The sequence below is a fragment of the Synechococcus sp. LA31 genome (genome assembly GCF_018502385.1).
In the GTDB taxonomy this organism is placed as follows: domain Bacteria; phylum Cyanobacteriota; class Cyanobacteriia; order PCC-6307; family Cyanobiaceae; genus Vulcanococcus.
In genome coordinates this window covers 1027504-1051090 of the sequence record NZ_CP075523.1, presented here as the reverse complement: position 1 = coordinate 1051090, position 23587 = coordinate 1027504, and the positions used below count along the sequence as shown (strand labels likewise).

Genomic DNA, 23587 nt, shown 5'->3' with positions numbered 1-23587 from the left:
GACACCCTGCGATGAAACTGACCAGCCGCTACGAACAAACCAGCTGCCGCCTTGTGCTGGAGGGTCTGCCTGATCTCTCTGCCGGCCAGAGCAGCCAAACCATCGGCATCCTCACCGGCTTCACCTTGGCCCTGGCGGGCAAGACCGAGATGGAGGGGCAGCGCGATCACCTGCAGGCCCTGGTGAATGCGGTGTTGCCCTATGCCCGCCAGCTCCTCAGTGGTGTGTCGAAACCGGTGGGTACCGAGACGGTGCCGGTGGCGATCCGCCCTGCCGATGGCGGCCATGAGCTGGAACTGCGCAGCAGTCAGCCCAACACCCCACCGCTACAGCTACCGCTGGACGATGCCGAGCTCTCTGATTTGGTGCGGTGTCTTGATCGCCTCCAGCTCGATCCGTCTGTGGTTGTGCCGCTGCAGTGGCCGCAACCGCAACCCTTACGCCGCTCTGAGCTCCGCCATCGTTTACCCCTGGCGCGTCGCATCGCGGCTCCCCTCACTGGCGTTGCGGCCCTATTGATCAGTGCAGCCTTGATCTCGCTGGTGCCTCCCACCCCCAGACCGCCATCCACGCCGGTGAGCGCGCCCGCCTCGGGTGGTTGACGCCGCAGCTTTCCTGCCCACACTTGCACTACCGCGATGAGCGACTTGAGCTGGTCTGAACTGCGCCGCCGTGTGACCCGCCTGGGCGCTTGCCTTGATGTGGTGGTGCGCAGCGACCCTGAGGTGTGCGGCCTCAGTGGTGATCGCTTCCATCTCTCGCTCCACCACGGCGGTCAAGGCGATTGCAGCGTGGGTGATCTGAGCCTGGTCGACTGCCCCAACGATCTGGTGCTGGTGGAGTTTGAGCGCTGGATGCGCGGTGCCGGCTACCAGCTCGAGTCATGACCCGCCGCCGCGGACTGCAGGTGGTGCGCGGCGGCGGCAATCAGCCCCCTGTTACCCAACGTGCCGTCTTCCGCCAACGCCGGCGTCCACCTCGGGCGCGCCGGCTGCTTGAGGCGATGCTGTTGATTGCAGCGGGGCTGGGCTTGCTGGTGCTGCTGCTCCAGCTTCCAGAGCTGATTGATCTCGACAGCCTGCTGTTGATCAGCACGGCGATCGGCCATCTCATCGGTGGGCTGTCGCAGCTGTTGATGGGGGTGTTGCAACTGCTAGCGGTGTTGGTGCTTGTGGCATCGGCCCTGCTTGCGCTGCTGCTGCTCGTGGCGGGTTTGGTTCGCTTCGTGCGGGCGTTACTGGCAGGCCCCGCTGCCCAACCAAAATCCAATCACAAGCGTTGAGGGGTTGATGGGTCAGCGCAAGACCAACGCCGATTCGGTTGCCCAGACGCGGCTCGATCGCAAGCTGTATGAGCAGGAGCTGGCCCGCCTACAGGTGGAGCTTGTGAAGATGCAGTACTGGGTGAAAGCCACTGGCTTTCGGCTGATCGTGTTGTTTGAGGGGCGCGATGCTGCCGGTAAGGGCGGCACGATCAAACGCATCACCGAGCCTCTCAATCCCCGCGGCTGCCGCGTGGTGGCGCTGGGCACCCCCAGCGATCAACAGCGCAGCCAGTGGTATTTCCAGCGCTACGTGGAGCACTTCCCCTCAGCCGGAGAGATCGTGCTGTTTGATCGCAGCTGGTACAACCGCGCCGGTGTGGAGCGGGTGATGGGATTTTGCAGCGATGCGGAGCTGCGGGAGTTTGAGCAGTCGTGCCCGGAATTTGAGCGGATGTTGGTGCGCTCCGGGATTGTGCTGCTCAAGTATTGGTTCTCGGTGAGCGATGCCGAGCAGGAAGCCCGCTTCCAGGCCCGCATCGATGACCCGGCCCGCCGTTGGAAGCTCAGCCCGATGGACTTGCAGTCGCGGGAGCGCTGGGTGGAGTTCTCACGGGCTAAAGATGAAATGTTTGCCCACACCAACATCCCGGAAGCCCCCTGGTTCACGGTGGAAGCCGACGACAAGCGCCGGGCTCGTCTCAATTGCATTCATCACTTGCTCAGCAAGGTGCCCTACGAAGACATGACACCCCCGGCCCAGAAACTGCCGCCCCGCAGGAAGGCCAAGGGCTACGAGCGCCCACCGATCAACGAGCAGTTTTTCGTGCCGAACGCCTATCCGTGAAGCTGGCTGAACCACATCCCGGCCAGTTGCCAGCTTGACCAGAGGAAGATCCCTAAGAAAAGCCAATTCAGCCAGGCAGGGCGATTCTTGTTCTCGAACACGGCTGTCTTGGTCAGCGTCAGGGCAATTCTCCGTCCTGATCCCCCCTGATGGGAAGCCATCGTTGCCGCATTGCTAAGGAGACATCTTGGGAGAATGGTGGCGATCGCGCCTTGCTCAGGTGTCTGCGGATCGTTAGCCGGCCTACATCCGCGTCTGGTGGTTGTAGGCGGCTTCAGCGGCTGGTTATGCGGCCGTGAGCGATGCACCACGTTTTTGGCGGCGCAGCTCGTGCAAGCCTTCCAGCTGGTTGTGCACGGCGACCAACTGCTGGCGGATGTGCTCCGTGTTCTCCAGCTTGGCGAGATTGAGCAGAATTGCCTCAATCTGTGCCTTGCTGTCGATCAAGACGCGGCAGTCAGTGGTCCCAGGTTCGTAAGCCATACAAAAGTTTGAACCACGCCTATGCAACCGTGCTCGCTAGGGCCGTGGTGTGTCGAGCGCTGCAGTTCCGCCGGCTTGAGAGCTTGTTAAAAGTTTCTGGAATGCTCAGCAGCGCCCCGGCCAGGGTTGTGGCCTGGCCGGGGCGCTGGTTTGGGAACGGAGAGGGTGGGATTCGAACCCACGGAAGCTTTCACTTCGCCGGTTTTCAAGACCGGAGCCATCAACCACTCGACCACCTCTCCAGCGGTCGGCCTCGAAGACCTGTCCATAGTTTCCCATGACCCCCAACCCTGGCGCCGTCTCGATTGGGTCTCGTGAGATCGCCTTGCAAGCTTGGGGTGGCGCGTGTTGGGTTGTTCTTGCTGTCATGGCTGTTCTCTCCACCAATCTGCTGGCTCTGCGCACGCGCGAGCTGGCCGATCTGATTGAGACCTTGCCGGTGAGCCTGGCGCCTGAGATGCACTACGAGCGCTGCTGCGAGCTGCTGGAGCAGTTGGCGCTCGCCCTCGACCTACTGGCCGACGGGCGCTGAATCAGGCGGACACTGCTGCTGGGCTACTTCAATCACCCGTTGCAGGTTGTCGTTGGTTTCGAGCTCCCAGCGAAACACCGCCAGAACGGTTTCCACATGACTCAAGGCCCCGAGGCAGCGGGGATGCGCTAGCCGCTGATCCGGTGCTTCCTCGCGTTGGATCAAGGCTTTGAGTGCCCCCTCAGCCTCGAGGCAGATGCTCGGCTGGCGCTCGTTGGCGCAGCGGCTCAGCAATTGGAAGGCCAAGCTTGCGCCGGGCTGGTTTGGAGGCTCAAGCGCAGAAGCCACGGGGAGCTGCAGGGCCAGCAGCAACGCAGCCCCCCGCTGAATCAACGATCCCATCGATGGGCTCAGCTCTTCGGCTTAGCCAGAGGCAGCAGGCACTTGTCAGAGTCGCAGCCAGCGGGGCCGGCTTCCACCAGTTCACCGCCGTCGTAGCGCTGCAGGGCTTCGAAGAAGTCGCTGGTGCGGCGGCGACCGACGACTTCACTCTGTAACTGCTCGTAAGTGGCGTGATCGATGGGCTCGAACGGCAGCCGCGGGAAGGTGGCATTGGCATCGAAACGAGCTAAGAGAGCTGCGGAGATGTAGCCCTGGCCGTTGTCGATTGCGGCGTGGATCGCATCGGTGAGCGGTTCGATCTCATCTTCCCTGAACTCCACCGTGGCGGAGGTGTTATGGGCTGTGTAGTGCTGCTGCACCTGCATGTAGAAGTCGAACTGGGCCATGGCGGAGAAGTTGTTGATCTCCACCGCATCGGCACCGGGAATGTTGGCCCAGCTCACCTCGGTGGGGATTTCCACCAGCCACTCGGTGCAGCGTGGATCGAAGGGGTCGTTGAGTAGGCGGCCTTCCTCATCTTTGTCCGACTGCGACGGCACGATCGTGTAGCCGTAATCCATGCAGGCCAGGGCAACCGGATCGTTCTTACGGAAGGTGATGCGGCGGATGAAACGCTGGGCCTTGGGGGGGTGCCAGCCGGGGGAAGCGCCGGTGAGCAGGCTCTTGGTGCCAGCGGGCTGAACGGTGGTGCAACGGTTCGGACGGCGTAGGCCGTGGCGATCGCAGTAATCCCACACCGCCTTATTCACGACCTCTTTCCAGCGGCTCAGGTATGCCGCTTCTTTGGCCTTGAAGGCGCGACCTTCTTCTGTGTCGGGGCGGCCGGCTTCCCACCAGGTGAGCCAGGGGGTGCCGAAGGCGTGCACGAAGAAGTCGAACAGGCCGGTGAAGCTCACACCCACGATCGGATCCCAGGCGCGGCTCTGGCGGTAGCGCTCCACCGCGAAGCGGTGGTTGAGCAGGCAGGCCACAGCGAGGCCGCCAGCGGTGAAGGCGTCATCTTGCGCCACATGATCCTCGGGATCAATGCGGTTGAGGTGGATCTCCGCCAGGTTGCAGTGGAAATCGGCGCCGAGGATTTCACCACAGGGGTTGAGTCCATAGCGGCCTAGGCGGTGCTCCAGTTCAGCGGTGCTGATCTCGGGGTGATGGCTGGTGAGCCAGCGGCCGGCTTCGTCGCGGCCCTGGTCGCAGTAGATCTCGATGAACTCAGCCCGCAGCTGCGGTGTGCTGAGCAGATCGGCGTTGGAGCGGGCGATCGCCTCGGGGGCGAACTGGATGGCGCCCTCACCGGAGTGGAACTGCTTGGTCACCGCTTCCAGCACCGTGGCCCGATCGGGGCGGGTGTGGAACACACGGGTGTGATTGGCCATGCGCAGGGAATCGCGCTCCGGGTCGATGCGCCAATTGCCATCGCTGTCCTGCTGCCAAAGGTTGTCCTTGGCGCTGGAGGCGGCCAGGTCATCGGCGGCGAATTGGCGCATGCCGGCGCTGCGGCGGATGTTGCCGGCCACGATCGTTACGGCTGCTTCGTCGATCAGCAAGCAGCACTCCACCGAGGTGAGCTGGCGGCCCTGGGCCTTGCCCAGGATCTGGGCCACCCGGCCGTAGAGATCCTTCAGCTTGACCGGGTTGGCCATGCCGCCGAAGCCCTTGAGGGTTTCGCCAACGGGTCGCACGTCGGAGAGATCCACGCTGATCTCGATCGGTGTGCCGGCCTCGAAGCTCTCATCACTGCACAGCTCGAGCAGTAGCTGGTAGCTGTCCACCCAGCCGCGACGGGTGTCGCCCACCTTGATGAACACCTGCTGGCCATCGATGCGGTGGCTGGTGTGGTCTTGGCGCTGATCAGCTGGCGTGGCGCCGATGTCGGTAACGGCTTTGATCACCAGTTGATTGCGCACCACCGGTAGGCGGTTGATCAGGTGCGGCTCGATGATGGCGCCGGTGCCGCAGCCCATCATCGCCAGGTCCATCATCAGACCGAAGGCTTCCCAATCCACCAGGTTGGTGGAGGTGCAGTTGTAGGAGCCGGAGAAGTTTTCGCTCTGCTCGATCCAGGGGGTGCCACCGATCCAGAGCCACCGGCCGGAGGGCAGGGCTTTCTGCTCCAGTTGCATACGGCGCAGCAGGTTGACCTCGTCTTCATTGAGGTTGCCCAGTTTTTGCAGGCCGCCCAGGTTGCGCTCGGCTACCTGCTGCCAGCTTTCACGGCCGCTGGCGGTCTTGCGGGAATAGGTGCGGTAGAAGACCGGATTGGCCGCTGGGGCGGTGGCGGGGAAGTCAGGCCTGGGGGCTCTGAGGGCCTCACCCACCGGCGTGGTGCTTGGTCCAGGAACTGACAAGGTCACGTGCGGCGTTGTCTCAGCGTCTTGGAACCATAACGCCACCGATGGGGTCTGCAAGCTGCCGTTGCCACCATTGGCGGTGGGAGGCGATGTGCTGCAGCCTGGATTGGGTTTTGGCAGATTGCAGGTTCGATCTGATGGCTGCGGCGTCGATGCGTTTCTTTTTTTGGCTGCGTCGGCGCCGCGTGTTTGTGGCTGTGGTGGCTGTGGTGGCTGCGGTTGTGGTCGCCCTGCAGGTCTTCGCGCCATTGCAGGCCGCTCCGCCCGTGTCGCCCACATCCGCCCGGTCGCACGCCACAACAGCACGCATTCCGATCGAGCAGCAACCCTTCTATGGGGAGTTGGAGCTCACGGCCAAGGCTTGGTCGGATGTGGTGCTGGATCAGGTGGTGGGCGGTAGCCCCGAAGCCACCCTCCTCAACTTCTACGCCGTGATGGCTGAGGTGGGGCATCGCTCGGAGCGTCTCGGCCGGGCGGGGTCATGGCGACAGGAGCGACTAACTCCCGCTGAGCGCCAGGAGCAGATTGATGACACCGAGTTGTTGTTTCGTTTGGCCGTGAAGGCGCTTGATGCCTCGGGTTTCCCAGCGAGCGTGCGCGTCGACATGGCAGAAGAAGCTGCCATTCAGCTCAAGCATGTGTTGGATTACGTCTTCACCCATAGCGCCAAGCCGATTCGGATTCCCGATGCCGCCGGCATGAAGGCGATCAATGACTTGCGCACCACGCCAACGGATTCCTGGCGTCTTCCGGGTGCGGCCATCACGTTGACAGCTGAGGAAGACGGCGATCCTGATAACGAGGACTATCGCTTCTCCGTGCCAACCGTAATGGCGATCGGGGAGATGTATCGCGAGATCAGGGACTTTCCCGTGGTGAAGCAGCCCTTCGCAACACCAGATTTCTTCAGTGACTTTGTCTATACACCTGGCTATCTCGTTCCTCCTGACTGGTATCTCGCTTTACCAAAGACGCTGCGCCAGACCTTTGAGATTCCATTTGGTGATCAAACCCTCTTTCAAATCGTTGCGGTTCTGGTCAGTCTACTGGTGTTTCTGGTTGTGTTGGTTTGGCTGGTGAGCCTGCTGTTGGACACCTATCGCGAGAATGTGAAGAAGGGTGCCGGTCTCATTGATTGGAAGCGTGATGCGATCGCTTGGCGTCGGTTCTTGATCGTGCTGCCACTGGTTCCGCTCACCCGCACAGTGAAACTCTTTGTTGACGATGTGCTGAATCTCAGCGGTTTACCGTTTGTAGTGTCTACTTATTTCTTTTTTATTATTTGGTACGTCGCGGCTGGCTTTTTCTTCTTCTATTTGTTTGAAGCTTTAGGGCGCAGTAGCGCTGAAATGGTGGTGCGCCTGCGTGGAGGCGGCACAACGCTTCAGCTGCAGCGGATCACGAATTTCGTGATGCCCCTTTGCCGCGCGATCGGGACGTTAGCGGCGATCGCTTTGGGCTATCAGCTCTTGATCGAGCTGGGCCTGCCTTCCAACACGGTGCTGGCTTTCTCGGCCGTGCCCGGCCTAGCGATTGGTCTGGGCGCATCCAAGTTGCTCGGCAACCTCTTTGCAGGCCTCTCCATCCAGACCGATCGACCGCTGCGGGTTGGTGAGTTTTGCCGTGTTGGTGACAACCTCGGCTACATCACCAAAATCGGCCTGCGCTCCCTTGAACTGCAAACCCTGGAAAGCCGCGTCACGATTCCGAATTCTGTTGCCGATGAGGCCACGATTGTGAATTATTCACGTCGGGGCATGCGCAGTGATCAGCCACCCATGCAGGTGCTGGAGATGCGGATCCAGCTGGGCGAAGATTTTTCGCCGTATCAGTTGGAAGAAGTTCTCTATCAAAGCCGGCGTTTTCTTGCCGGCGTGCCGGCGCTGAACGAGCCGCTGGTGTCGATCGATCGTCGCTCCGACGATGCCTGCTGTGCCTTGGTTGTGGTGGCCATGGTGGAGCTGCATGGCTGGGAGGCCTATCTGCGCTTGCGCGAACAATTGCTGGTGCATCTCGAGGAGCTGGTGGAGCGTGCTGAGCTTTCTGAGATCGCTCTAGGTCTTGCCTACGGCACAACGGCTCAGCAGCTCAAGCGCCTACCAGCCTTGATGCAACAGGTGGTGGAGGAAGACCCTTGCTTGCAGTTTCAGGCCTGCAGGCTTGGCCGTATCGGTGCCTTCAGTTATGACCATGTGCTGGAGTTTCGCTCCAGCCACCTCGAGCACGATGACTTCGAGGACAGCCTGCATGAGCTCAACCGGCGGATCATCAAGATCCTTGAGACCCATGGCATAGAAATCCCCTTCCCCACGCAGACCTTGATGCTCAACCCCGCTGATGCAACGCACTCCTGAGCCGGAATTGATGGAGGGCGCGGAGCAGGCTCTCGCCTATGCCGCCGCTGATTTCAGCGCCGGCGATCAGGCTCTGATCGAGCGTTTGGTGGAGCTGTTCCCGCAAGGCTTGGGTGATGGGCTGTTGGATCTGGGCTGCGGCCCGGGCAACATCAGCTTTCTGCTGGCGCGGCAGTTCCCTGGCGCCCAGGTGGTTGGTGTGGATGGAGCGGCCGCCATGCTTCATCTGGCCGAACAAGCCCTGGCCGCAGAGCCTGCGTTGCAGCAGCGCCTGCGCTTCGAGCAGCGTTGCTTGCCTGATCCGGGTTTAGCTGGTGGCTACAGCGCTCTGGTGAGCAACAGCCTGCTGCACCATCTTCATGATCCTCAGGTGCTTTGGCAGGCCGTGCTTCAGCTGGCTGGCCCCGATGCCCGTGTGTATGTGAAGGATCTGCGGCGGCCCGCTTCCCCGGAGGCGGCGATCGATCTGCAACGCCGCTATCAGGGAGATGCGCCTCCAGTGCTTCAACGCGATTACCTCGCCTCGCTGCATGCCGCCTTCACGCCCGAGGAGGTGATGCTGCAGTTGCAGGAGGCCGGTTTGGCCGGCCAGCTGCAGGTGGCGGCCCTCGAGGATCGCTATTTAGAGGTGTGGGGGCAGCTGCTCTGAGAGGCTTGGCCGATGACCAGCACTTCTGCTCCCGCCGCCACTCCCGAGCTCCAGGCCCTGGCCGAGGCTGTGGCGCGGCGCCGCAATTTCGCGATCATCTCCCACCCCGACGCGGGTAAGACCACCCTCACCGAGAAGTTGCTGCTGTACGGGGGTGCGATCCAGCAGGCCGGCGCTGTGAAGGCCAAGGGCGAGCAACGCAAGGTGACCTCCGATTGGATGGAGCTCGAGAAGCAGCGCGGCATCTCGATCACCTCCACCGTGCTGCAGTTCGACTACAGCGGCAGCACGATCAATCTGCTCGATACCCCTGGGCACCAGGACTTCTCGGAAGACACCTACCGCACCCTCGCTGCCGCCGATAACGCGGTGATGCTTGAAGACGCGGCTAAGGGCCTCGAGCCGCAGACGCGCAAGCTGTTTGAGGTGTGCCGCATGCGGCGCATCCCCATCTTCACCTTCATCAACAAGATGGATCGGCCGGGGCGTGAGCCTCTCGAGCTGCTTGATGAGATCGAACAGGAGTTGGGTCTTGCCTGTTGGCCTGTGAACTGGCCGATCGGCAGCGGTGATCGTTTCCGCGGCGTGATCGATCGCCGCACCCACCAAGTGATTTTGTTTCTGCGGGCCGAGCGCGGCCGCACCTCAGAAGAGAAGGTGTTGAGCGTGGAGGAAGCCCGCAGTCGCGGTGCGGTTGAGCCCGAGCTGCTGGATGCAGCCCTGGAGGAGCTCGAGTTGCTGGAGGCGGCCGGCAATGAGCTGGATCTGGAGCTGGTGCACGCCGGTGAGCTCAGCCCGGTGTTCTTTGGCTCGGCCATGACCAACTTCGGCGTGCGTCCTTTCCTCGATGCCTTTCTGGAGCTCGCTCAAAAGCCCATCCCACGCAGCAGCAGCGCCGGTGAGATCGAGCCGGTGCGGCCAGGGTTCAGCGGCTTTGTGTTCAAGCTGCAGGCCAACATGGACCCTCGCCACCGTGACCGTGTGGCCTTCATTCGGGTCTGCAGCGGCAAATTTGAGAAGGACATGACGGTGCAGCACGCCCGCACCGGCAAGACCATCCGCCTCTCACGCCCACAGAAGTTGTTCGGCCAGGACCGTGAGGTGGTGGAAGACGCCTACCCCGGTGATGTGATCGGCCTCAACAATCCCGGCATGTTCGCCATCGGCGACACCCTGTATCTGGGGCCCAAGGTGGAATACGAGGGCATCCCCTGCTTTAGTCCCGAGATCTTTGCCTGGCTGCGCAATCCCAATCCCTCGGCGTTCAAGAGCTTCCGCAAGGGTGTGAATGAGCTGCGGGAAGAAGGTGCGGTGCAGATCCTCTACGACACCGACCAGAGCAAACGTGATCCGATTTTGGCGGCAGTGGGCCAACTGCAGCTGGAGGTGGTGCAGTACCGCCTCGAGCACGAATACGGCGTACAGACTCGCCTCGAGCCCCTCGGCTTTTCCGTGGCCCGCTGGGTGGTGGGTGGTTGGTCGGCCCTGGAGACGGTGGGCCGCATCTTCAATTGCAAGACCGTGCGCGATGCCTGGGATCGGCCTGTGCTGCTGTTCAAAAACGAGTGGAACCTCAACCAGCTGGGCGAAGACCATCCCGATCTGGAACTGAGTGCTGTGGCGCCGGTGGTGAGCGGTGTGGAACCGATTGCCCTCTGATCCAGGACGGATCACCCGCGGTCTGGCTCCTGCAGCCACGGCCGCCCTCAGGCCCCGCCAGAATCTTTACGAAGGAAGGTCACAACGGCGGTTCTGGCGATGGCGAGGCCCCTCTGGCTTATTAGGCCCCGCAACGATGGCGGGTGCGACTACGTGAATTTCGTGCCGGGTTCCACACTCGACTCGGCAGCCGTTGAAATGCGCGAAGGCAGCCATTTGCCACCTCAGATGCCTCTGCTCAAGCGGCGTTGCTGGCTGCAGCACGATGAAGCCGAGCAGCAACGCCGACGGCTACAGGTTGAAGGCGGCTATCGCCATAGCGACCCACTCTTCTGAGTCATCGCTTTCGCTCTCTAGGCTGTATCCATCGCAATGAAGCTTGCTGCCGCGGCATGACCCAGGGAACTGATCCAACCGGAGGCCCTGCCCAGCCCGGCGCCATGAATCCGTACGAGCGGCTTGGCATCAGCCCCGATGCCAGCTTTGACGATGTGCAAGCCGCCAAGCGTGGTCGCTTGGCTGAGGTGGGTGATGACCCCCAGGCTTGCGCTCGGATCGAGGCCGCCTACGACGCTGTGCTGATGGATCGGCTTAAGGAGCGGCAGCAGGGGAAGCTCAGCAACGCAGCTCTCAGTGCGTCCCAGCGCGAAGCAGCCCGCCCGACGGCCCCCAGCTCCGCAGCTTCCAAGCCTGTTCTGCCGTCACTTCCGTCACTGCCGCGGCCGACCCTCAAGTTCAGCGCGCCTGCCTTGCCCAGCTTCTCCTTGGCCGAAGGCCGCGAACGCTGGTTGCCCCTGGCCGGTGGTGGCGTGTTGCTTTCAATCCTGTTGCTCACACCGGCCTCCAGTGCGGAATTGGTGCTTGCTTTTGCCACGGTGCTCACCGTGGTGAACCTGCAGCGCCGTCAGGGTCGTTTGCTGCCAGCAGTGGGCTGGAGTGTGCTGTTGCTCAGTCTTGGTTTGCTTCTCGGTGGATTGCTGGTGAGTGCGATTGATCCGGGGCTACCCCTTGGTTTGCCGTTGGCATCTCAGCAAGTGCAAAGCCTGCCGGCTCTGTTGCTGCTGGTGCTCGGAGCGCTCTTGATCGCCTGATTCGCTCATGCGGCGCTGAGTTCGTTGATGAGCTCCTGCAGCTCACCGCTGCCCACCTCATACACCTCATTGCAGAAGTGGCAGGTGAGTTCGGCTTTTCCGTCTTCGTTGAGCATGTCGCTCAACTCAGCTTGGCCCAACATCTTGAGTGCATTCACACTTCTGCGGCGGCTACAGGGGCAGTGGAAGGTCACATCCTGGCTGGCTTCCGCGTCTTCGAGCAGTTGCGGATCGAGATCAGGGAAAATCTCACGGAGCAGCGATTCCAGGTTGCCCTCGCAGGCGGCCAGCTTCTGGCTGAAGCCGCTGATCTCTCTGCAGCGCTCCTCGAGCAGCGCCACCAGGGCGGGTTCCTGGGCGGCCTTGGGTAGCACTTGCACCAGCACACCACCGGCGTGTTTGAGGCCGCTGCTGTCGATTTGTTCGCCTACGAACACGGCAGAGGGCGTTTGTTCGGAATGCAGCAGGTAGGAGGCCACGTCATCACCGATGCCGCCGCTGACCAGTTCCACCGTTGAGCTGAAGGGTTCACCTTCGCCTAGATCGCGCACCACGTGGAGGTACCCGGTGCCTGCGGCGGTTTTGAAGTCGAAGTGATGCAGCCCATCGGGTTCATCCACCAGATCGAGTTCCAGACCTGGTTCGCCCACATAGCCGCGCACAGTGCCATCGCGGCCTGCATCCACCATCAGGCCGCGTAGGGGGCCATCAGAGGCGATGCGCAGATTCACGCGGCCATGGCGCACTTTCATCGAACTGGCCAGCAGCAGGCCGGCGGTGATCGCTCGCCCCAGGAGTGCGGTGGTGAGGAAGGACAGCTTGTGCCGCCGCCGCGCGTAGCGCACGGTGGTGCTGGTGCTCACCGCCACGAGACGAATCCCGCCGCCGGCTGCCGTTGCGCGCACCAACTGATCCGCCATCGTCTAAACCCACACCAACCCGGAATGGGCACTGTATTCAGGCGGCGACGGGCGGCTGCGCTGGTAGCAGTTGGCCGCGTTGGAGCTGATACCGCTGCTGAGGCTGCACCCAGGCGTCAAATAGATCCGGTTCGTGGGTGACCACGAGCAGCACCCGCTCGCGTCCCAGCTCGGCCAGTAGCTCGAGGATTTCACGGCGCACCGACCAATCCAGCCCGGCGGTGGGTTCATCCAACAGGAGCACCCGCGGATTGCGAAGCAATTGCACCGCTAGGGCTAGCCGCCGCTGTTGCCCGCCACTGAGGGCTTCCGGTGCCTGCTGCAACGACACGCCCTCAAGACCCACCTGTTTGAGCACTGCCTCAACCTTCTCTGAGGGGAGTCGCCGTTGCCCCAGCTTCAGCTCCTGTCCCACGCTGAGGCCAAGGAAATGGCGTTCAGGGAATTGAAAAACCAGCCCGCACAGCCAGCGCCGCTGGCGGGCGCTTAAGCGCTCGCCGTTCCAATGGATGGTTCCGCCACTGCGGCCCCCGCTTGGCTCAGCCAGCCCGCAGATTAGTTCCAGCAGTGTGGATTTGCCAGATCCACTTCGCCCTGCGATCAGGGCGGGCTGTCCAATCTGCAGCGTTAAATCGAGGCCGCGCAGCACCGGTTCGGCGGCGGTGGCCGGGTGGTACCGCAGCGACTTCAGCTCAAGCATTGAAGGCGCCTTGGGGTCGAGCTCCCCACCAGCATGTTTGATGGTGGGGAGCTGCATCGTCTGCTGAGCCAATGGAGATTCGCTTCCGCGAGTTTGATCCCTTCAATTGCTGGATCTGGCTTCGTTTTAAGCATGCGCCTGGTCAAGGGGAGCGCGGCTATCTCGATACGGTGTTCGATAGCTGGTTTTTCCTTGGCAAGCTTGGCGGATTCAACGCCGAAAACCTGCAGGTGCAGGACGAGGGGGCTGAATTGAGCGGCATGGCCTACGACATCGATACCGCAGATCAGGCCTTGCCGGCCTTGATGCACAACATGGCCGAGATGGACTACCGCGGCGAGTGGGCCCGCTGCTGGCTGGATCTCGGCACGAGCGATGCACTGGCCCTCGATGTGTTGATCAACACCCTGCGCCAGCTCAATAAAGATGTGGTGGAGATCGAGGAATTGTTGATCGGTGGCATCAACGATGATTGGCCGGTGGAGGATCAGCCCGACAACCTCTTCTCCACACTCTCGGATCCAAACGCCTGACCATGGCGCGGGAGTGCCGGCGCCTATTGATTCCGCCCCAGCGACTGGCTGAAACGGCCGCGGATGGGCAATTGATGCTCAGCGCGGACCAAAGCCGCTACCTGATCAAGGTGTTGCGTTATGGCCCAGGCGCACGCTTCGCCGTGGTGGACGGAGCTGGCCATCTCTGGGATGCGGAGTTGCTGGATCGCCATCAGGCTCAGTTGCTTCAGCCGCTAGCCCAGCCGCTCTGCAGCGCTCCTCCCCCACGGCCTGCGCTGGTGTTGGCGGCGGCGGTGGTAAAGCGCGATTTCGACCTGGTGGTGCGGATGGCGGTGGAGCTGGGGGTTGATCGAGTCGTGCCCCTCCTCTGTGAGCGCACCGCCGTGCAAGGGCAGTTGCGGCCCGCGCGTTGGCAAAGCATCGCTGAAGAGGCCTCCGAGCAATGCGAGCGGCTGTGGTTGCCGCAACTGGATGCGCCCATGCTCCTGGGGGAGATGGTGCAGTTATCACCAGCGGCGCATCGCTTCTGGGCCACGACCCGAAACCCTGGCCTGCCGTTGCTAGAGCAAGCGTTGAAGGCCGGCTGCAGTCGCGGTTCAGAGGAGGTGTGGCTGGCCTGTGGGCCGGAGGGCGGTTGGAGCCCGCAGGAGGAAACTGCGGCTGAGGCTCAGGGCTGGCAGCCGGTGCAGTTGGGGCCAACCATCCTGCGCAGTTCCACGGCTTGTGTAGCTGGTGCAGCCCTGCTCAGCAGCTGGCGGGCGGCTCTGGATTGATCAGGCGGCTGGCTTTTTCCCGAAGAGGCCCCCGGCCATGCTGCGGAAACCAGCCATGTTGGCTCCACCACGGCGGCGGCCAAGTGGCAGGGAACCGCCAGCGGTCACGCAATCGGGCGCGAAGGTGGAGAATGTGGCAACTGGTTTTGCCGCCTGCTCCGCGGCCAGTTCAGCGGCAATCGCTTCCGCAGTGGTCAACACCGGGCCTGCTGGTGCGGCTGGCTGGCTGCTGGCCGGTGCAGCAGCAGCGGAGGCTGACACGGTGAGCGTGGTGGCGGGAGTGCCTTGGTCAGCTTTGGCCGGCTTGGCTTCCGGTTGGGCCACAGGGGCAATCGTGGCGGGCGCCGCGGGCGCCTTCTCATCGAGATTGAGGAAGAAGCTGCCCTTGCGGTTGAACACCATGGAGCCGGGTGTGAGGCGAATGCTTGGATTATCCGCTGCCACAGGCCATGAAGGCTCCGTCCCTTAGGGCAGTGCAACAGAAGCGATAGCCGCTGTGTTGAGCTGGGCCTGTGTTGTCTGTCCCTGGCCCGGCCGGATCTGTTGCGGATGCTTGAACTTCAGGTGCTGCTGAGTGTCGATCGTCTGCAGCATTGGGCGATCGCGTTGTTGATCAACGCAATGTTGATTGCCCTGGCACAGCGTTTGCCGCTGCTCACCAGAGCTGGCTGGGTGCATGCCGGTGTGCTCGGCACACTGCTGCTGGGCAGCCTGGATTGGCCCGGATGGTGGGCCGTGGTGCTTTACCTCGCCCTGGGCTCCTTGGTCACGCGCCTGGGTTACCGCCGTAAACAGGAACAGGGGTTGGCAGAGGCCCGTGGCGGCCGGCGGGGCCCTGAAAATGTGTGGGGCTCGGCGGCTACAGGTGCAGCCCTAGCTCTGTTCAGCGTGTGGCCTTCGGCGCCGGTGCTGCTGCTGAAGCTTGGATTTGCTGCCAGCTTCAGCGCCAAACTGGGGGATACGTTCGGCAGCGAGATCGGCAAGCGCTGGGGGCGCCACACGGTGTTAATCACCACGCTTCGGCCTGTGCCGCCTGGCACCGAGGGGGCGATCTCCCTGGAGGGAACCGCTGCCAGTTTGGTGGGGAGCGGCCTGATGGCCTTGCTGATGCTGGAGCTTGGCCTGCTGAGCGGGGCCGCGAGCTGGTTGTTGGTCACCGCGGTGGGCTTGGTGGCCACGCTCCTGGAGAGTCTGATCGGTGCTGGCTTGCAGCAGCGTTGGCGTTGGCTGAGCAATGAGTTGGTCAATGGTTTGCAGACCGCCATTGCTGCCGTGCTGGCCATGGTTGCCGGCCTCTGGTTTGGGCTGGCCTGAGGCTCAGCTACCGAGCAACGGCATCAACTGATGGCGTAACTCCAGCAGCAGCCGTTCGCTGTGTCGTTGCGTCACCTTGGGGCTAAGGCCGCTGCTGCGCGCCAGATCGCGCCAGGTGCGGTTCTGCAGGAGCCGCGCCAGCAGCAGGCGTCGTTGCTGCCGCTCCAACCGTTGCAGCACACGCCAGATCTGTCGCCGCTGTTCCCAGCGAATCGCGCTCGCGTAGCGCTCCTGGGGCTCGGGTGCCTGCAGCTGCTCGGCGAGGCAAGCGCTCTGACCATCAGCATTGAACTGTGGTTGTTCCAGGCTGGCCAGCTGCAGGCTGCGCCTGCGCGCCACAGCCAGTTGCCAGCGCTCAGGGCTGCACCCGAGAGCCTCTGCGAGTTGATCACTGCTCAGCGCTCGGAGCCCTTGTCGCTGCCGTAGCTCCTGTAGGGCTTGGCCGCGGCGATGCAGCTCCAGCAGGTGATGGCTACCGCTCACGGCATGGCTGCGGTCGCGCAGGTAGTGGCGGATGGCGCCGCGAATCCAGGGCGTGGCCGCCGTGCTGAGGGTGTGGCCGCGGCTGGGATCGAAGCGCTCTACCGCCTGAACCAAACCGAAGCATCCTTCCTGGGTGAGGTCGTCGAAGTTGTGGCCGCTGCGCTTGGCTTCTTGGCGAGCCACGCGCCACACCAGCGGCAAGTTGGCGTGGATCACTGCATTGCGGTTGGCGATGCTGCGGCAGCGCTGGTAGGTGGCGATGAGATCGGCATTGCGTTGGCGGTAGTCGGCCCGAGCGTGGAAGGTGGTCATCGGCTCTCAAGGGTTGCGTGATTTCACGCTCGCCTGGCTGCCTTGCCTAGGCCCTCCCCCTGCCGCCCGATGGCGCCTCCCCCGTGAGGGGGAGGCACAGCTCACGCGTGTGGATTAGGGAAGCTCTGGGCAACGCCGGTTTGAGCAGCGCGGGGCCGCCAAAAGTTGTCTGACGTGGCCTTTGTGTTGCATTGAGACTTTAATCAGCCCCTGGATAGCTGATTACGGGCTCTTTGCCTTCTCTTTTGGCACCCTGTTCAGCCCAACAGCCACACCAGTTCTGTGTTCATGCTGCGGCCAGTAGATGGCCACGAGCGAGAAACAGATTGGTCAGTGCGGCCATCACATTAATCTTGCATCGATTCTTGGCCAGGCCACGCAGTCGGGTCTTTTCAAAGCCGAACTGTTGTTTGATCACCCTGAATGGGTGCTCGACCTTGGCGCGGACGTGTGCCTTTGCAGCCTCGATCAGATCCTCAAGCCTTCCTTCTGGAGTGTCAGGTAGCGCTCGGCGTTTGCCTGGTCGCATCGCCACCCGAAACACTGGTGAATGGCCCGCCATTTCAGGTCGTTTAGTGATGCCCTGGTAGCCGGCGTCGCCGTAGACGACCTCCTCATCGCCATGCAACAGCTCAGCCGCTGGGGTGAGGTCGTGCACGTTGGCGGCTGTGGTGACGACTGAATGGATCAGGCCGGAGTCCTTGTCGACGCCGATATGGACTTTCATCCCGAAATACCACTGGTTTCCCTTCTTGGTCTGGTGCATCTCCGGATCCCGCTTCCCATCTTTGTTTTTGGTGGAGCTGGGCGCAGCGATCAAGGTGGCATCAACGATCGTGCCCTGCCTCATCGTCATGCCCCGTGCGCTGAGGTGGGTTTTGACGGTCTGAATAATCTGCTCGCCCAGATCGTGCTTCTCCAGCAGGTGGCGAAAGGTCAGGATCGTGGTCTCATCGGGAATCCGGTCGCTGATCAGTTCGATGCCGGCAAAGCGACGCATGGTCGGCACCTCGATCAGGGCCTCTTCCATCGCCGGGTCGCTGAGCGAATACCACTGCTGCAGGAGATGGACACGCAGCATTGTGGCCAGCGGATAGGGAGGCCGGCCTCCTTTCTTACTCGCTTTGGGGTAGTGGGGCTCAATCAGATCGATCAGTGCCAGCCAGGGCACCACCGCCTCCATCTCAGAGAGAAACTTCTCCCGTTTGGTCTGCTTTTTGGCGGTGGTGAGCTCATAATCAGAGAAGCCGAGCTGCTTGCCGCCCATCAAACCAGTCCCAGTCTGCGATTACAGGGCCATTGTCCCGCGAAAGGCGCTGGTTTTCCAGAGTCTCCTTAGTGGCTTGTGCTGCCCAGCGCCAGCGGCTGGAGATCAGCCCAGCGCAGCAAAGCCGGCCACTGACGAACCCGCTCGTACACCTCCCGGTGACCGTGGCTGTTGAGATGGATTCCGTCGCTGCAGAGCCATTGCAGCCAGCCTGGATCCTCCAGCAGCCGCTCCAGCAGCGGCAGGAACGGCACATCGGCCTCCAGACAGGCCTCCTCCAGGAGGCCTTCATACCGGCGCACCTGCTCCAGCTGGTACCAGAGCACCTCTGCGTAGGGCATCACCGCCTCATCCACTGGCGTGAGACCGACCACCAGGACCGGTGCCAGCGTTTTCGCCTGGGCTAGTAACTGCTGCAAGCCAAACAGAAAGCCATCGGCATTGAGCTGAGGGCGGCCATCGGCGCGTCCCACACGAGCGCAGTCGTTGAGACCCATGGCCAGCAGGATCCCCTGGGGCTGCCGGCGTCGTAGTTCGCCGCGGCAGCTCACTTCGTTGTGCAGCCTTGCCGCCACCCGTTCCAGCCCATCGCCCCGTACCCCCAACGGGTAGAGCACCGGCCCATTGGGTAGCCCCATCCAGTGGCGGCGCAGGCGCTCGCACCAGCCACCCTCTTCCGGGTCACCCCAGCCCACCACACCGCTGTCGCCCAACACGATCAACTTGCGGGGGATCGGAACGCTCATGGCTGTAGCAACCGGTGGCGGGCGCGGTCGCTGAGATCTTCCCCCAGCAGGGTGAGCGTCGCGTAGGCCACGAGCAGCAGCAGCAGTTGATCAAAGGCGAAGGCGCTGAGGCTTTCATTGAGCTGGCTGCCCAGGCCGGTGCCAGCTACGAGTCCCACCACCACTGTTTCTCGAAGGATCACATCAGCCCGGTAGGCCCCGTAGGCGAGGTAGGAGCGGGCCAAGCCACTGAAACGGCCGTAAAGCAGGGCCAAACGGGGCCCGGCACCGGCGTTGCGCAGTGCTTCTTGAGGGCCAGGCTCTGCGGCTTCTGTGCCTTCCAGCAGCAGGCGTCCCAGGATCCCCAGGTTGTGAAATCCCAGGGCCAGTGCAGCGGTGATCAGCCCGGGTTTGAGTGCAAACAACAGCAGCAGGGCCGTGAGCGGGGGCGGCCAGAGGCGGCCGATCGCCCAGACAAGCTGCAGCAGCCGCTGACCCCAGGACCAAGGCGCCACAAGCAGGAGGAGCAGTGGTGCGACGCCCACGGCCAGCGCTGCCGCCAGCAGGGTGAGCAGCACCGTGTTCAGGATGAGCGCTGGCCAGGGGAGGGCCAGGGCTTCCCCCCAACCACCGGGGGCGATGGGCGGCAGGGGATGCCAGTGCAAGATCGCTGCTGGATCGATCGCCATGGCTCGCCCCACTCCCAGCAGCACTGGTACGAGGACCACAAGGGTCAGCACCAGCTCGCGCCCTCGTTGCCCAACCCCAGCGCTCCGCAAGCTCAAGCGTGCCGGCATGCCCCAGCGTTTGCGCAAGGCTCCAATCAAAGCCTCCACGCTCAGCATCACGGCCAGCAGGAGCCAAAGGCCGCTCCATAGCTCCTGGAACTCCAGCGATTGGAGTGTGAGCAGCAGCTCATTGCCAAGACCCCCCAGCCCAAACACCCCCAGAAGCGTGGCGCTGCGCAGGGCGCATTCCAGCCGATAGCCCCCGTAGCTGATCAGGCCTGGCAGTAGTGGCGGACCCATGGCCGTGAGCAGAGCCGCTGGGGCGGGACTACCTGCTGCGCGCAGGGCTTGCAGGTTGGCGTCCGGCAGGCTGTCGAGGAGATCGCTCACCACCCGCGCCACCAGGGCGCTGAAGGGAATGGCGATGGCGATCACAGCGACAGCGGGTTGTAGGCCCACTACTTGCAATAGCAAAAGGCCCCAGATCAATTCGTGAATCGAGCGCGGGATCGCCAGCACGCGACGTAAAGCCTCAGCCGGCCAGGTGTGGCCGATCAGGGTGCGCCACAGCAACCGCGAGCTAGCCAGGCCCCCCACAACGCCAAGCAGCAGGCTGGAAAACCAGCCCAGTAGAGCCATGCCTGCAGTGATGCCGAGCCCCCGCAGCAACGACTGCAGCACCACCGGATCGGTGGAGGGCTGCAGAGCTGCCATGAAGAACTGACCGATGAGATCCCAGCCGCCGCCATGGAGCTGCCAAGGGAGCAACAGCAGCACTGGCACCAGCACCAAGGCCGGCAGCAACGGCAGCAGGGGTGCGGCGGCTTTCATCGTGCCGCTGGCTGGGGAAGTCCGGCATAAAGAGCCTCCAGTTCTCTGTGGGCGAGGGCATGGATCGGCCGATCGAACTGGATGCGTCCCTGACGCAGCCCAACCACACGATCAAATCCAGCCAGTAGGTCAGGTCGGTGCAGGCTGAGCAGCAGAGCTCTTGGCGCTCTGGCCTGCTCTAGCAGCAGCTGAAGTAGGTCCTTGGCCAGGCGTGGATCAAGGCTCGCCAACGGTTCATCGGCGAGCAACAGGTGAGGTTGCTGGCGTAACAGGCGGGCGATCGCGACCCGCTGGCGCTGTCCGCCGGAGAGCCTCCCAACGGGTTGTTGGAGTAGCTGGGGGTCGAGATCCAGCTGGCGTAAAGCCTGGGCGCAGGCTTCGCTCTCCAGCGGCATGAGCAGGTTGAGCACGGCTCGAGGCCATCCCCAGCTGGCCAGTCGGCCGCTGTTGAGGTTCTGCTGCACGCTCAGCTCTTCGATCAGGCGCAGGTCTTGCCAGAGCGTGCCGATCCTGGCCTGTTGGCGGCGCAGGATCCGCTGGCGGCGTGCGCGCGGTTCTCCGCTCCAGAGCACCTCGCCCTGTGCGGGCTGCAGGACGCCATTGGCCACCGCCAGCAGGGTGCTTTTGCCTGCCCCACTGGCACCGAGGAGCGCCACGCGCTCGCCTGGCTCCACCTGCAGACTCACATCGGCCAGCCGTGGCAGCTCCCGGCCAGGCACGCTGATGTTGCGCAGTTCCAACACGGGACTGCCGTGTTGCTCAACTCGCAGGTGCTGTGATTCCCCCATGGCTTCCCACTGTGCCTGTTAGCAACAGCGTTTTCAGAGGTTGCTGAATCGGAAGGCCATCAGGGCCAGGATCAAACCCACCAGCATCAGCTCGGTGATATCGGGCCCGCGGGGGTTCATCAGCGGCTTTCCTCCCCTTCGATTCGCTTCACCGATGGCAGGGTGAGGGCAAGGGCCAGCAGTGGGATCTCCAACCAGAGCACACCATTGCCCAAAGCGATCACCGCTAGGTCGATCGCCGCCAGGGTGCGCAGAAACAGCACCCACACATCATCGCCCTCACTGCAGCTGCGCTGCCAGAGCAGCAGCCCTGCCATCACCAGCACCAGATCGAGCAGCAGCGTCATCGGGAGCAGCGAAGCGCCTGAACCTCCCAATTCTGCTGCCTGCTGCTCTGCTCAGCCCGCGATCAACGGATCTTCCCGATCTGCCGGCCTACCTGTTCGATGCGGCTGTACTCGCTGGCATTTGCAGCGATGAACTTCTGGGCTCCGAAGAGGCTCAGAATCTGCTTCTGCTCAGGGTTGCTGCTGCGCCAGCTGAGGATGGCCTTCTGGATGCGAGTGGTGAAGCCTTTGCCGAAGCGTTGGTCCAGATCAGGCTGGGCGATCCAGTGGTAATCGGGGTAGCCCGGCGTCTTCCAGATCGCCATCACCTTGGCGGGGTTGGCCTTGCCCTCGCTCAGGTTGCTGCGCCATACCTGCTCATTCACGGCGCCGGCCTGATAGGCACCGCTCTGCACCAAAGCGATGGTGGCGTCATGGCTGCCACTGAAGCCGGGAGCACCGCCGGCGAATTGGTTGGGCTTGACGCCGGCCTGCCCCAGGAAATACTGCGGCATCAGACGGCCGGAGGTTGAGCTCTCCGAGCCGAAGGTGAAGCGCTTGCCTTTCAGTTGGCTGAGGCCCTGCAGGCTGCTCACCGGCTTCAGGCCGCTGCTGGTGTTGGCAATGAAGATGGTGTGGAAGGAGGCGTCGATGTCGCGCTGAGCGATCACCTTCGATCCAGGTTTCTGGAGGCGGGCTTGCACACCCGTGAGGCCACCGAACCAGACCAGATCGATGTTGCCGGTGCGGAAGGCGCTCACGGCCGCGGCGTAGTTGGTGACGGGCACGTATTGCACCCGAACACCAAGCTGCTTGCTCAGCTCATTGGCCACCAGCCCATAGAGCCGGTTCAGCTTCTCAGGCTTCTGATCGGGGATGGCGCTGATGCGCAGCACGGGTTTGCTGTTCTGCTGAGCCTGGGCTGCCGGCAGGGGCTGCAGTGTTGGCATCACAACAGGAAGGGCCGCCGGAGCGAGGGCCAGGCTGATGCCGGCCAGCACGGCGGCCGAACGTTCTCGGCCACCTCGAGAGAGCTTGATCATGTGCAGATGCGGAACGGTCCGCAAACGGTTGCTTGCTGATTGTCCACGCTGCTCGGCACTGCTGCTGCAGCGCCGTTTCAGAGGCTGCGCAGGAACCGCTCTAGCCGGGCTAGGCCGTCTTCGATCGTGGCCTCGTTTGCGGCGCAGGACAGCCGGATGCAGTGGTCATCGCCGAAGGCCACGCCGGGAACCACCGCCAAGCCCTGTTCATCCAGCAGACGGTTGCAGAAGCTCATCGAATCGAGCCCGCTGCTGCGCATGTCCGGGAAGGCATAGAAAGCGCCCTGAGGCGGGTGTAGCTGCAAACCGCTGATGGCCTGCAGGCCATCGCTGAGCAGACGCCGTCGCGTATTGAACTGTTCAGCCATGGCATGCACGCAATCGCGCGACGCCTCGATCGCTGCTAGGGCACCGAATTGGGCAAAGCTGCACACATTGCTGGTGCTCTGGCTTTGCAAGGCAATGGCTGCCTTGAGCACCGCGCTGTTGCCGGCCAACCAGCCGATGCGCCAGCCCGTCATCGCCCAGCCTTTCGCAAAACCATTCACGCTGAAGATCCGATCAGCTAGGTCTGGTGCCACCGCCGCCAAGCTGTGGTGTTGGAGGCCAGGTTCCAGTAGGAACTCATAGATCTCGTCGCACACAACAGCCACCTGGGGATGGCGGCGCAGCACCGCGGCGATGGCCTCGAAATCACTGCGGCTCAGCACCATGCCCGTGGGATTGCTGGGGCTGTTGAGCACCAGCAGCTTGCTGGCGGGAGTGATCGCTGCCTCAAGCTGGGCCGGATCGATTCGGAAACCATCGGCCGCCGAACTCGGCAGCACTTGCACTGATGCCCCGGCCAGGCGCGCGATCTCTGGGTAGCTCAGCCAATAGGGCGATGGAAGCAGCACTTCATCGCCGGGACCCAGCAGCACCTGAAAGAGGTTGTAGAGCGCTTGCTTGCCGCCGTTGGTCACCAGCACCTGGTCGGGCTGGGTGAGCACCTGGTTCTCGCTGCTCAACTTGGCGGCGATGGCAGCCCGGAGGGCTGGTTCGCCGGCGGCGGGGCCGTAGCGGGTGTGGCCACTTTGCAGGGCAGCTGCCGCGGCATCGCGGATGAAGCCCGGCGTATCGAAATCCGGTTCGCCGGCACTGAGGCTGCAGATGTTGTGGCCTTCGGCCTTGAGTGCCTTGGCTTTGGCGGCGATGGCCAGGGTGAGGGAAGGCTGAAGAGCCTCGGCCCGGGCGGACAGCGTCAGGGGGCGCTGAGAGGGCGGGCGCAGCATCGGCGCAGCGACGAAAGGGGCAACG

The 23587-nt window shown here is 63.1% G+C and carries 27 protein-coding genes and 1 tRNA gene; 13 read left to right on the top strand and 15 right to left on the bottom strand.

What is annotated here, in order from left to right; translation table 11 throughout:
* Window positions 1–11 precede the first annotated feature (11 nt).
* The 4 genes from KJJ24_RS05660 to ppk2 are packed head-to-tail and all read left to right on the top strand — an operon-like array spanning window position 12 to window position 2108.
* Entirely contained in the window at window positions 12–602 is a 591-nt protein-coding gene (locus KJJ24_RS05660; protein ID WP_214342239.1) for a DUF4335 domain-containing protein, read from the top strand.
* 36 nt (window positions 603–638) lie between these two features.
* Window positions 639–887, top strand: coding sequence for a hypothetical protein (locus tag KJJ24_RS05655; RefSeq protein WP_214342236.1), 249 nt, complete (start codon window positions 639–641; stop codon window positions 885–887).
* Complete coding sequence (locus KJJ24_RS05650) at window positions 884–1282, top strand: hypothetical protein (protein ID WP_214342234.1); 399 nt, start codon at window positions 884–886, stop codon at window positions 1280–1282. Before KJJ24_RS05655 ends, KJJ24_RS05650 begins: the two co-directional genes overlap by 4 nt.
* Window positions 1283–1289: 7 nt before the next feature.
* Window positions 1290–2108 carry a polyphosphate kinase 2 gene (ppk2, locus tag KJJ24_RS05645; protein ID WP_214342231.1) on the top strand — a complete coding sequence of 273 codons (819 nt, stop codon included), beginning with the start codon at window positions 1290–1292 and terminating at the stop codon, window positions 2106–2108.
* A 285-nt stretch (window positions 2109–2393) separates the two neighbouring features.
* On the opposite strand, the gene KJJ24_RS05640 is transcribed toward ppk2, so the two are convergent.
* Together KJJ24_RS05640 and KJJ24_RS05635 are read right to left on the bottom strand one after the other, a co-directional pair.
* Window positions 2394–2591 (bottom strand): hypothetical protein, encoded by a 198-nt coding sequence (locus tag KJJ24_RS05640; protein WP_214342228.1) that lies wholly within the window; start codon window positions 2589–2591, stop codon window positions 2394–2396.
* Between the two features lie 157 nt (window positions 2592–2748).
* Window positions 2749–2833 (bottom strand) — tRNA-Ser (locus tag KJJ24_RS05635).
* A 125-nt stretch (window positions 2834–2958) separates the two neighbouring features.
* Between KJJ24_RS05635 and KJJ24_RS05630 the strand changes: the two genes are divergently transcribed.
* Window positions 2959–3123, top strand: a complete 165-nt coding sequence (locus KJJ24_RS05630) for a hypothetical protein (protein WP_214342225.1) — start codon at window positions 2959–2961, stop codon at window positions 3121–3123.
* Here KJJ24_RS05630 and KJJ24_RS05625 read toward each other — a convergent pair.
* Complete coding sequence (locus KJJ24_RS05625) at window positions 3103–3465, bottom strand: hypothetical protein (RefSeq protein ID WP_214342222.1); 363 nt, start codon at window positions 3463–3465, stop codon at window positions 3103–3105. The two genes, KJJ24_RS05630 and KJJ24_RS05625, sit on opposite strands and share 21 nt — an antisense overlap.
* An 8-nt stretch (window positions 3466–3473) precedes the next feature.
* Window positions 3474–5780 carry a ribonucleoside-triphosphate reductase, adenosylcobalamin-dependent gene (gene nrdJ / locus KJJ24_RS05620; protein ID WP_214343355.1) on the bottom strand — a complete coding sequence of 769 codons (2307 nt, stop codon included), beginning with the start codon at window positions 5778–5780 and terminating at the stop codon, window positions 3474–3476.
* Between the two features lie 185 nt (window positions 5781–5965).
* Here nrdJ and KJJ24_RS05615 point away from each other — a divergent pair, with 185 nt between their 5' ends.
* The 5 genes from KJJ24_RS05615 to KJJ24_RS05595 all read left to right on the top strand — a co-directional run bounded on the left by KJJ24_RS05615 (window position 5966) and on the right by KJJ24_RS05595 (window position 11566).
* Window positions 5966–8167 carry a mechanosensitive ion channel family protein gene (locus KJJ24_RS05615; protein WP_214342219.1) on the top strand — a complete coding sequence of 734 codons (2202 nt, stop codon included), beginning with the start codon at window positions 5966–5968 and terminating at the stop codon, window positions 8165–8167.
* Complete coding sequence (locus KJJ24_RS05610; protein WP_214342216.1) at window positions 8151–8816, top strand: trans-aconitate 2-methyltransferase; 666 nt, start codon at window positions 8151–8153, stop codon at window positions 8814–8816. Before KJJ24_RS05615 ends, KJJ24_RS05610 begins: the two co-directional genes overlap by 17 nt.
* Window positions 8817–8828: 12 nt before the next feature.
* Window positions 8829–10475 (top strand): peptide chain release factor 3, encoded by a 1647-nt coding sequence (locus KJJ24_RS05605; protein ID WP_214342213.1) that lies wholly within the window; start codon window positions 8829–8831, stop codon window positions 10473–10475.
* 99 nt (window positions 10476–10574) lie between these two features.
* The gene (locus tag KJJ24_RS05600) at window positions 10575–10811 is read left to right on the top strand and encodes a hypothetical protein (RefSeq protein WP_214342210.1); all 237 of its coding nucleotides are present in this window, start codon (window positions 10575–10577) and stop codon (window positions 10809–10811) included.
* Between the two features lie 56 nt (window positions 10812–10867).
* A complete protein-coding gene (locus KJJ24_RS05595) occupies window positions 10868–11566 on the top strand; it encodes a CPP1-like family protein (protein WP_214342207.1) in 699 nt (232 codons plus the stop codon).
* A gap of 5 nt (window positions 11567–11571) precedes the next feature.
* Here KJJ24_RS05595 and hslO read toward each other — a convergent pair whose 3' ends face one another.
* Both hslO and KJJ24_RS05585 read right to left on the bottom strand, forming a co-directional pair.
* Window positions 11572–12486, bottom strand: a complete 915-nt coding sequence (gene hslO / locus KJJ24_RS05590; RefSeq protein ID WP_214342204.1) for an Hsp33 family molecular chaperone HslO — start codon at window positions 12484–12486, stop codon at window positions 11572–11574.
* 37 nt (window positions 12487–12523) lie between these two features.
* Complete coding sequence (locus KJJ24_RS05585) at window positions 12524–13186, bottom strand: ABC transporter ATP-binding protein (protein WP_214343354.1); 663 nt, start codon at window positions 13184–13186, stop codon at window positions 12524–12526.
* 71 nt (window positions 13187–13257) lie between these two features.
* Between KJJ24_RS05585 and KJJ24_RS05580 the strand changes: the two genes are divergently transcribed.
* Window positions 13258–13719 (top strand): DUF3531 family protein, encoded by a 462-nt coding sequence (locus tag KJJ24_RS05580; RefSeq protein WP_214342201.1) that lies wholly within the window; start codon window positions 13258–13260, stop codon window positions 13717–13719.
* A gap of 2 nt (window positions 13720–13721) precedes the next feature.
* The gene (locus tag KJJ24_RS05575; protein WP_214342200.1) at window positions 13722–14474 is read left to right on the top strand and encodes a 16S rRNA (uracil(1498)-N(3))-methyltransferase; all 753 of its coding nucleotides are present in this window, start codon (window positions 13722–13724) and stop codon (window positions 14472–14474) included.
* Here KJJ24_RS05575 and KJJ24_RS05570 read toward each other — a convergent pair whose 3' ends face one another.
* Window positions 14475–14918 (bottom strand): hypothetical protein, encoded by a 444-nt coding sequence (locus tag KJJ24_RS05570; RefSeq protein WP_371811783.1) that lies wholly within the window; start codon window positions 14916–14918, stop codon window positions 14475–14477.
* A gap of 105 nt (window positions 14919–15023) precedes the next feature.
* Between KJJ24_RS05570 and KJJ24_RS05565 the strand changes: the two genes are divergently transcribed.
* Window positions 15024–15788, top strand: a complete 765-nt coding sequence (locus KJJ24_RS05565) for a TIGR00297 family protein (RefSeq protein WP_214342198.1) — start codon at window positions 15024–15026, stop codon at window positions 15786–15788.
* Window positions 15789–15791: 3 nt separating this feature from the next.
* On the opposite strand, the gene KJJ24_RS05560 is transcribed toward KJJ24_RS05565, so the two are convergent.
* From KJJ24_RS05560 to KJJ24_RS05525, 8 genes are all read right to left on the bottom strand, one after another.
* Window positions 15792–16583 (bottom strand): sigma-70 family RNA polymerase sigma factor, encoded by a 792-nt coding sequence (locus KJJ24_RS05560; protein ID WP_214342196.1) that lies wholly within the window; start codon window positions 16581–16583, stop codon window positions 15792–15794.
* Window positions 16584–16869: 286 nt separating this feature from the next.
* Window positions 16870–17850: an IS5 family transposase gene (locus KJJ24_RS05555; protein WP_214342194.1), complete on the bottom strand. Its 981-nt coding sequence runs from the start codon at window positions 17848–17850 to the stop codon at window positions 16870–16872.
* A gap of 68 nt (window positions 17851–17918) precedes the next feature.
* Window positions 17919–18596 (bottom strand): GDSL-type esterase/lipase family protein, encoded by a 678-nt coding sequence (locus KJJ24_RS05550; protein WP_214342192.1) that lies wholly within the window; start codon window positions 18594–18596, stop codon window positions 17919–17921.
* Window positions 18593–20134, bottom strand: coding sequence for an ABC transporter permease (locus KJJ24_RS05545; RefSeq protein WP_214342190.1), 1542 nt, complete (start codon window positions 20132–20134; stop codon window positions 18593–18595). Before KJJ24_RS05545 ends, KJJ24_RS05550 begins: the two co-directional genes overlap by 4 nt.
* Window positions 20131–20922 (bottom strand): phosphonate ABC transporter ATP-binding protein, encoded by a 792-nt coding sequence (locus KJJ24_RS05540; protein ID WP_214342187.1) that lies wholly within the window; start codon window positions 20920–20922, stop codon window positions 20131–20133. The genes KJJ24_RS05545 and KJJ24_RS05540 overlap by 4 nt, the downstream gene beginning before the upstream one ends.
* Before the next feature lie 119 nt (window positions 20923–21041).
* Window positions 21042–21269, bottom strand: coding sequence for a hypothetical protein (locus KJJ24_RS05535; RefSeq protein ID WP_214342186.1), 228 nt, complete (start codon window positions 21267–21269; stop codon window positions 21042–21044).
* A gap of 62 nt (window positions 21270–21331) precedes the next feature.
* Window positions 21332–22291: a putative selenate ABC transporter substrate-binding protein gene (locus KJJ24_RS05530; RefSeq protein ID WP_214342183.1), complete on the bottom strand. Its 960-nt coding sequence runs from the start codon at window positions 22289–22291 to the stop codon at window positions 21332–21334.
* A 77-nt stretch (window positions 22292–22368) separates the two neighbouring features.
* Window positions 22369–23562 carry a pyridoxal phosphate-dependent aminotransferase gene (locus KJJ24_RS05525; protein ID WP_214342178.1) on the bottom strand — a complete coding sequence of 398 codons (1194 nt, stop codon included), beginning with the start codon at window positions 23560–23562 and terminating at the stop codon, window positions 22369–22371.
* Window positions 23563–23587: the final 25 nt, after the last annotated feature.

Excerpts from the sequence above, each read along its gene's own strand:
- KJJ24_RS05660 (WP_214342239.1), top strand. The coding sequence starts at position 12 with ATGAAACTGACCAGCCGCTACGAACAAACCAGCTGCCGCCTTGTGCTG.
- KJJ24_RS05655 (WP_214342236.1), top strand. The coding sequence starts at position 639 with ATGAGCGACTTGAGCTGGTCTGAACTGCGCCGCCGTGTGACCCGCCTG.
- KJJ24_RS05650 (WP_214342234.1), top strand. The coding sequence starts at position 884 with ATGACCCGCCGCCGCGGACTGCAGGTGGTGCGCGGCGGCGGCAATCAG.
- ppk2 (WP_214342231.1), top strand. The coding sequence starts at position 1,290 with ATGGGTCAGCGCAAGACCAACGCCGATTCGGTTGCCCAGACGCGGCTC.
- KJJ24_RS05640 (WP_214342228.1), bottom strand. The coding sequence starts at position 2,591 with ATGGCTTACGAACCTGGGACCACTGACTGCCGCGTCTTGATCGACAGC.
- KJJ24_RS05630 (WP_214342225.1), top strand. The coding sequence starts at position 2,959 with ATGGCTGTTCTCTCCACCAATCTGCTGGCTCTGCGCACGCGCGAGCTG.
- KJJ24_RS05625 (WP_214342222.1), bottom strand. The coding sequence starts at position 3,465 with ATGGGATCGTTGATTCAGCGGGGGGCTGCGTTGCTGCTGGCCCTGCAG.
- KJJ24_RS05615 (WP_214342219.1), top strand. The coding sequence starts at position 5,966 with ATGCGTTTCTTTTTTTGGCTGCGTCGGCGCCGCGTGTTTGTGGCTGTG.
- KJJ24_RS05610 (WP_214342216.1), top strand. The coding sequence starts at position 8,151 with ATGCAACGCACTCCTGAGCCGGAATTGATGGAGGGCGCGGAGCAGGCT.
- KJJ24_RS05605 (WP_214342213.1), top strand. The coding sequence starts at position 8,829 with ATGACCAGCACTTCTGCTCCCGCCGCCACTCCCGAGCTCCAGGCCCTG.
- KJJ24_RS05600 (WP_214342210.1), top strand. The coding sequence starts at position 10,575 with ATGGCGAGGCCCCTCTGGCTTATTAGGCCCCGCAACGATGGCGGGTGC.
- KJJ24_RS05595 (WP_214342207.1), top strand. The coding sequence starts at position 10,868 with ATGACCCAGGGAACTGATCCAACCGGAGGCCCTGCCCAGCCCGGCGCC.
- hslO (WP_214342204.1), bottom strand. The coding sequence starts at position 12,486 with ATGGCGGATCAGTTGGTGCGCGCAACGGCAGCCGGCGGCGGGATTCGT.
- KJJ24_RS05585 (WP_214343354.1), bottom strand. The coding sequence starts at position 13,186 with ATGCTTGAGCTGAAGTCGCTGCGGTACCACCCGGCCACCGCCGCCGAA.
- KJJ24_RS05580 (WP_214342201.1), top strand. The coding sequence starts at position 13,258 with ATGGAGATTCGCTTCCGCGAGTTTGATCCCTTCAATTGCTGGATCTGG.
- KJJ24_RS05575 (WP_214342200.1), top strand. The coding sequence starts at position 13,722 with ATGGCGCGGGAGTGCCGGCGCCTATTGATTCCGCCCCAGCGACTGGCT.
- KJJ24_RS05565 (WP_214342198.1), top strand. The coding sequence starts at position 15,024 with ATGCTTGAACTTCAGGTGCTGCTGAGTGTCGATCGTCTGCAGCATTGG.
- KJJ24_RS05560 (WP_214342196.1), bottom strand. The coding sequence starts at position 16,583 with ATGACCACCTTCCACGCTCGGGCCGACTACCGCCAACGCAATGCCGAT.
- KJJ24_RS05555 (WP_214342194.1), bottom strand. The coding sequence starts at position 17,850 with ATGGGCGGCAAGCAGCTCGGCTTCTCTGATTATGAGCTCACCACCGCC.
- KJJ24_RS05550 (WP_214342192.1), bottom strand. The coding sequence starts at position 18,596 with ATGAGCGTTCCGATCCCCCGCAAGTTGATCGTGTTGGGCGACAGCGGT.
- KJJ24_RS05545 (WP_214342190.1), bottom strand. The coding sequence starts at position 20,134 with ATGAAAGCCGCCGCACCCCTGCTGCCGTTGCTGCCGGCCTTGGTGCTG.
- KJJ24_RS05540 (WP_214342187.1), bottom strand. The coding sequence starts at position 20,922 with ATGGGGGAATCACAGCACCTGCGAGTTGAGCAACACGGCAGTCCCGTG.
- KJJ24_RS05535 (WP_214342186.1), bottom strand. The coding sequence starts at position 21,269 with ATGACGCTGCTGCTCGATCTGGTGCTGGTGATGGCAGGGCTGCTGCTC.
- KJJ24_RS05530 (WP_214342183.1), bottom strand. The coding sequence starts at position 22,291 with ATGATCAAGCTCTCTCGAGGTGGCCGAGAACGTTCGGCCGCCGTGCTG.
- KJJ24_RS05525 (WP_214342178.1), bottom strand. The coding sequence starts at position 23,562 with ATGCTGCGCCCGCCCTCTCAGCGCCCCCTGACGCTGTCCGCCCGGGCC.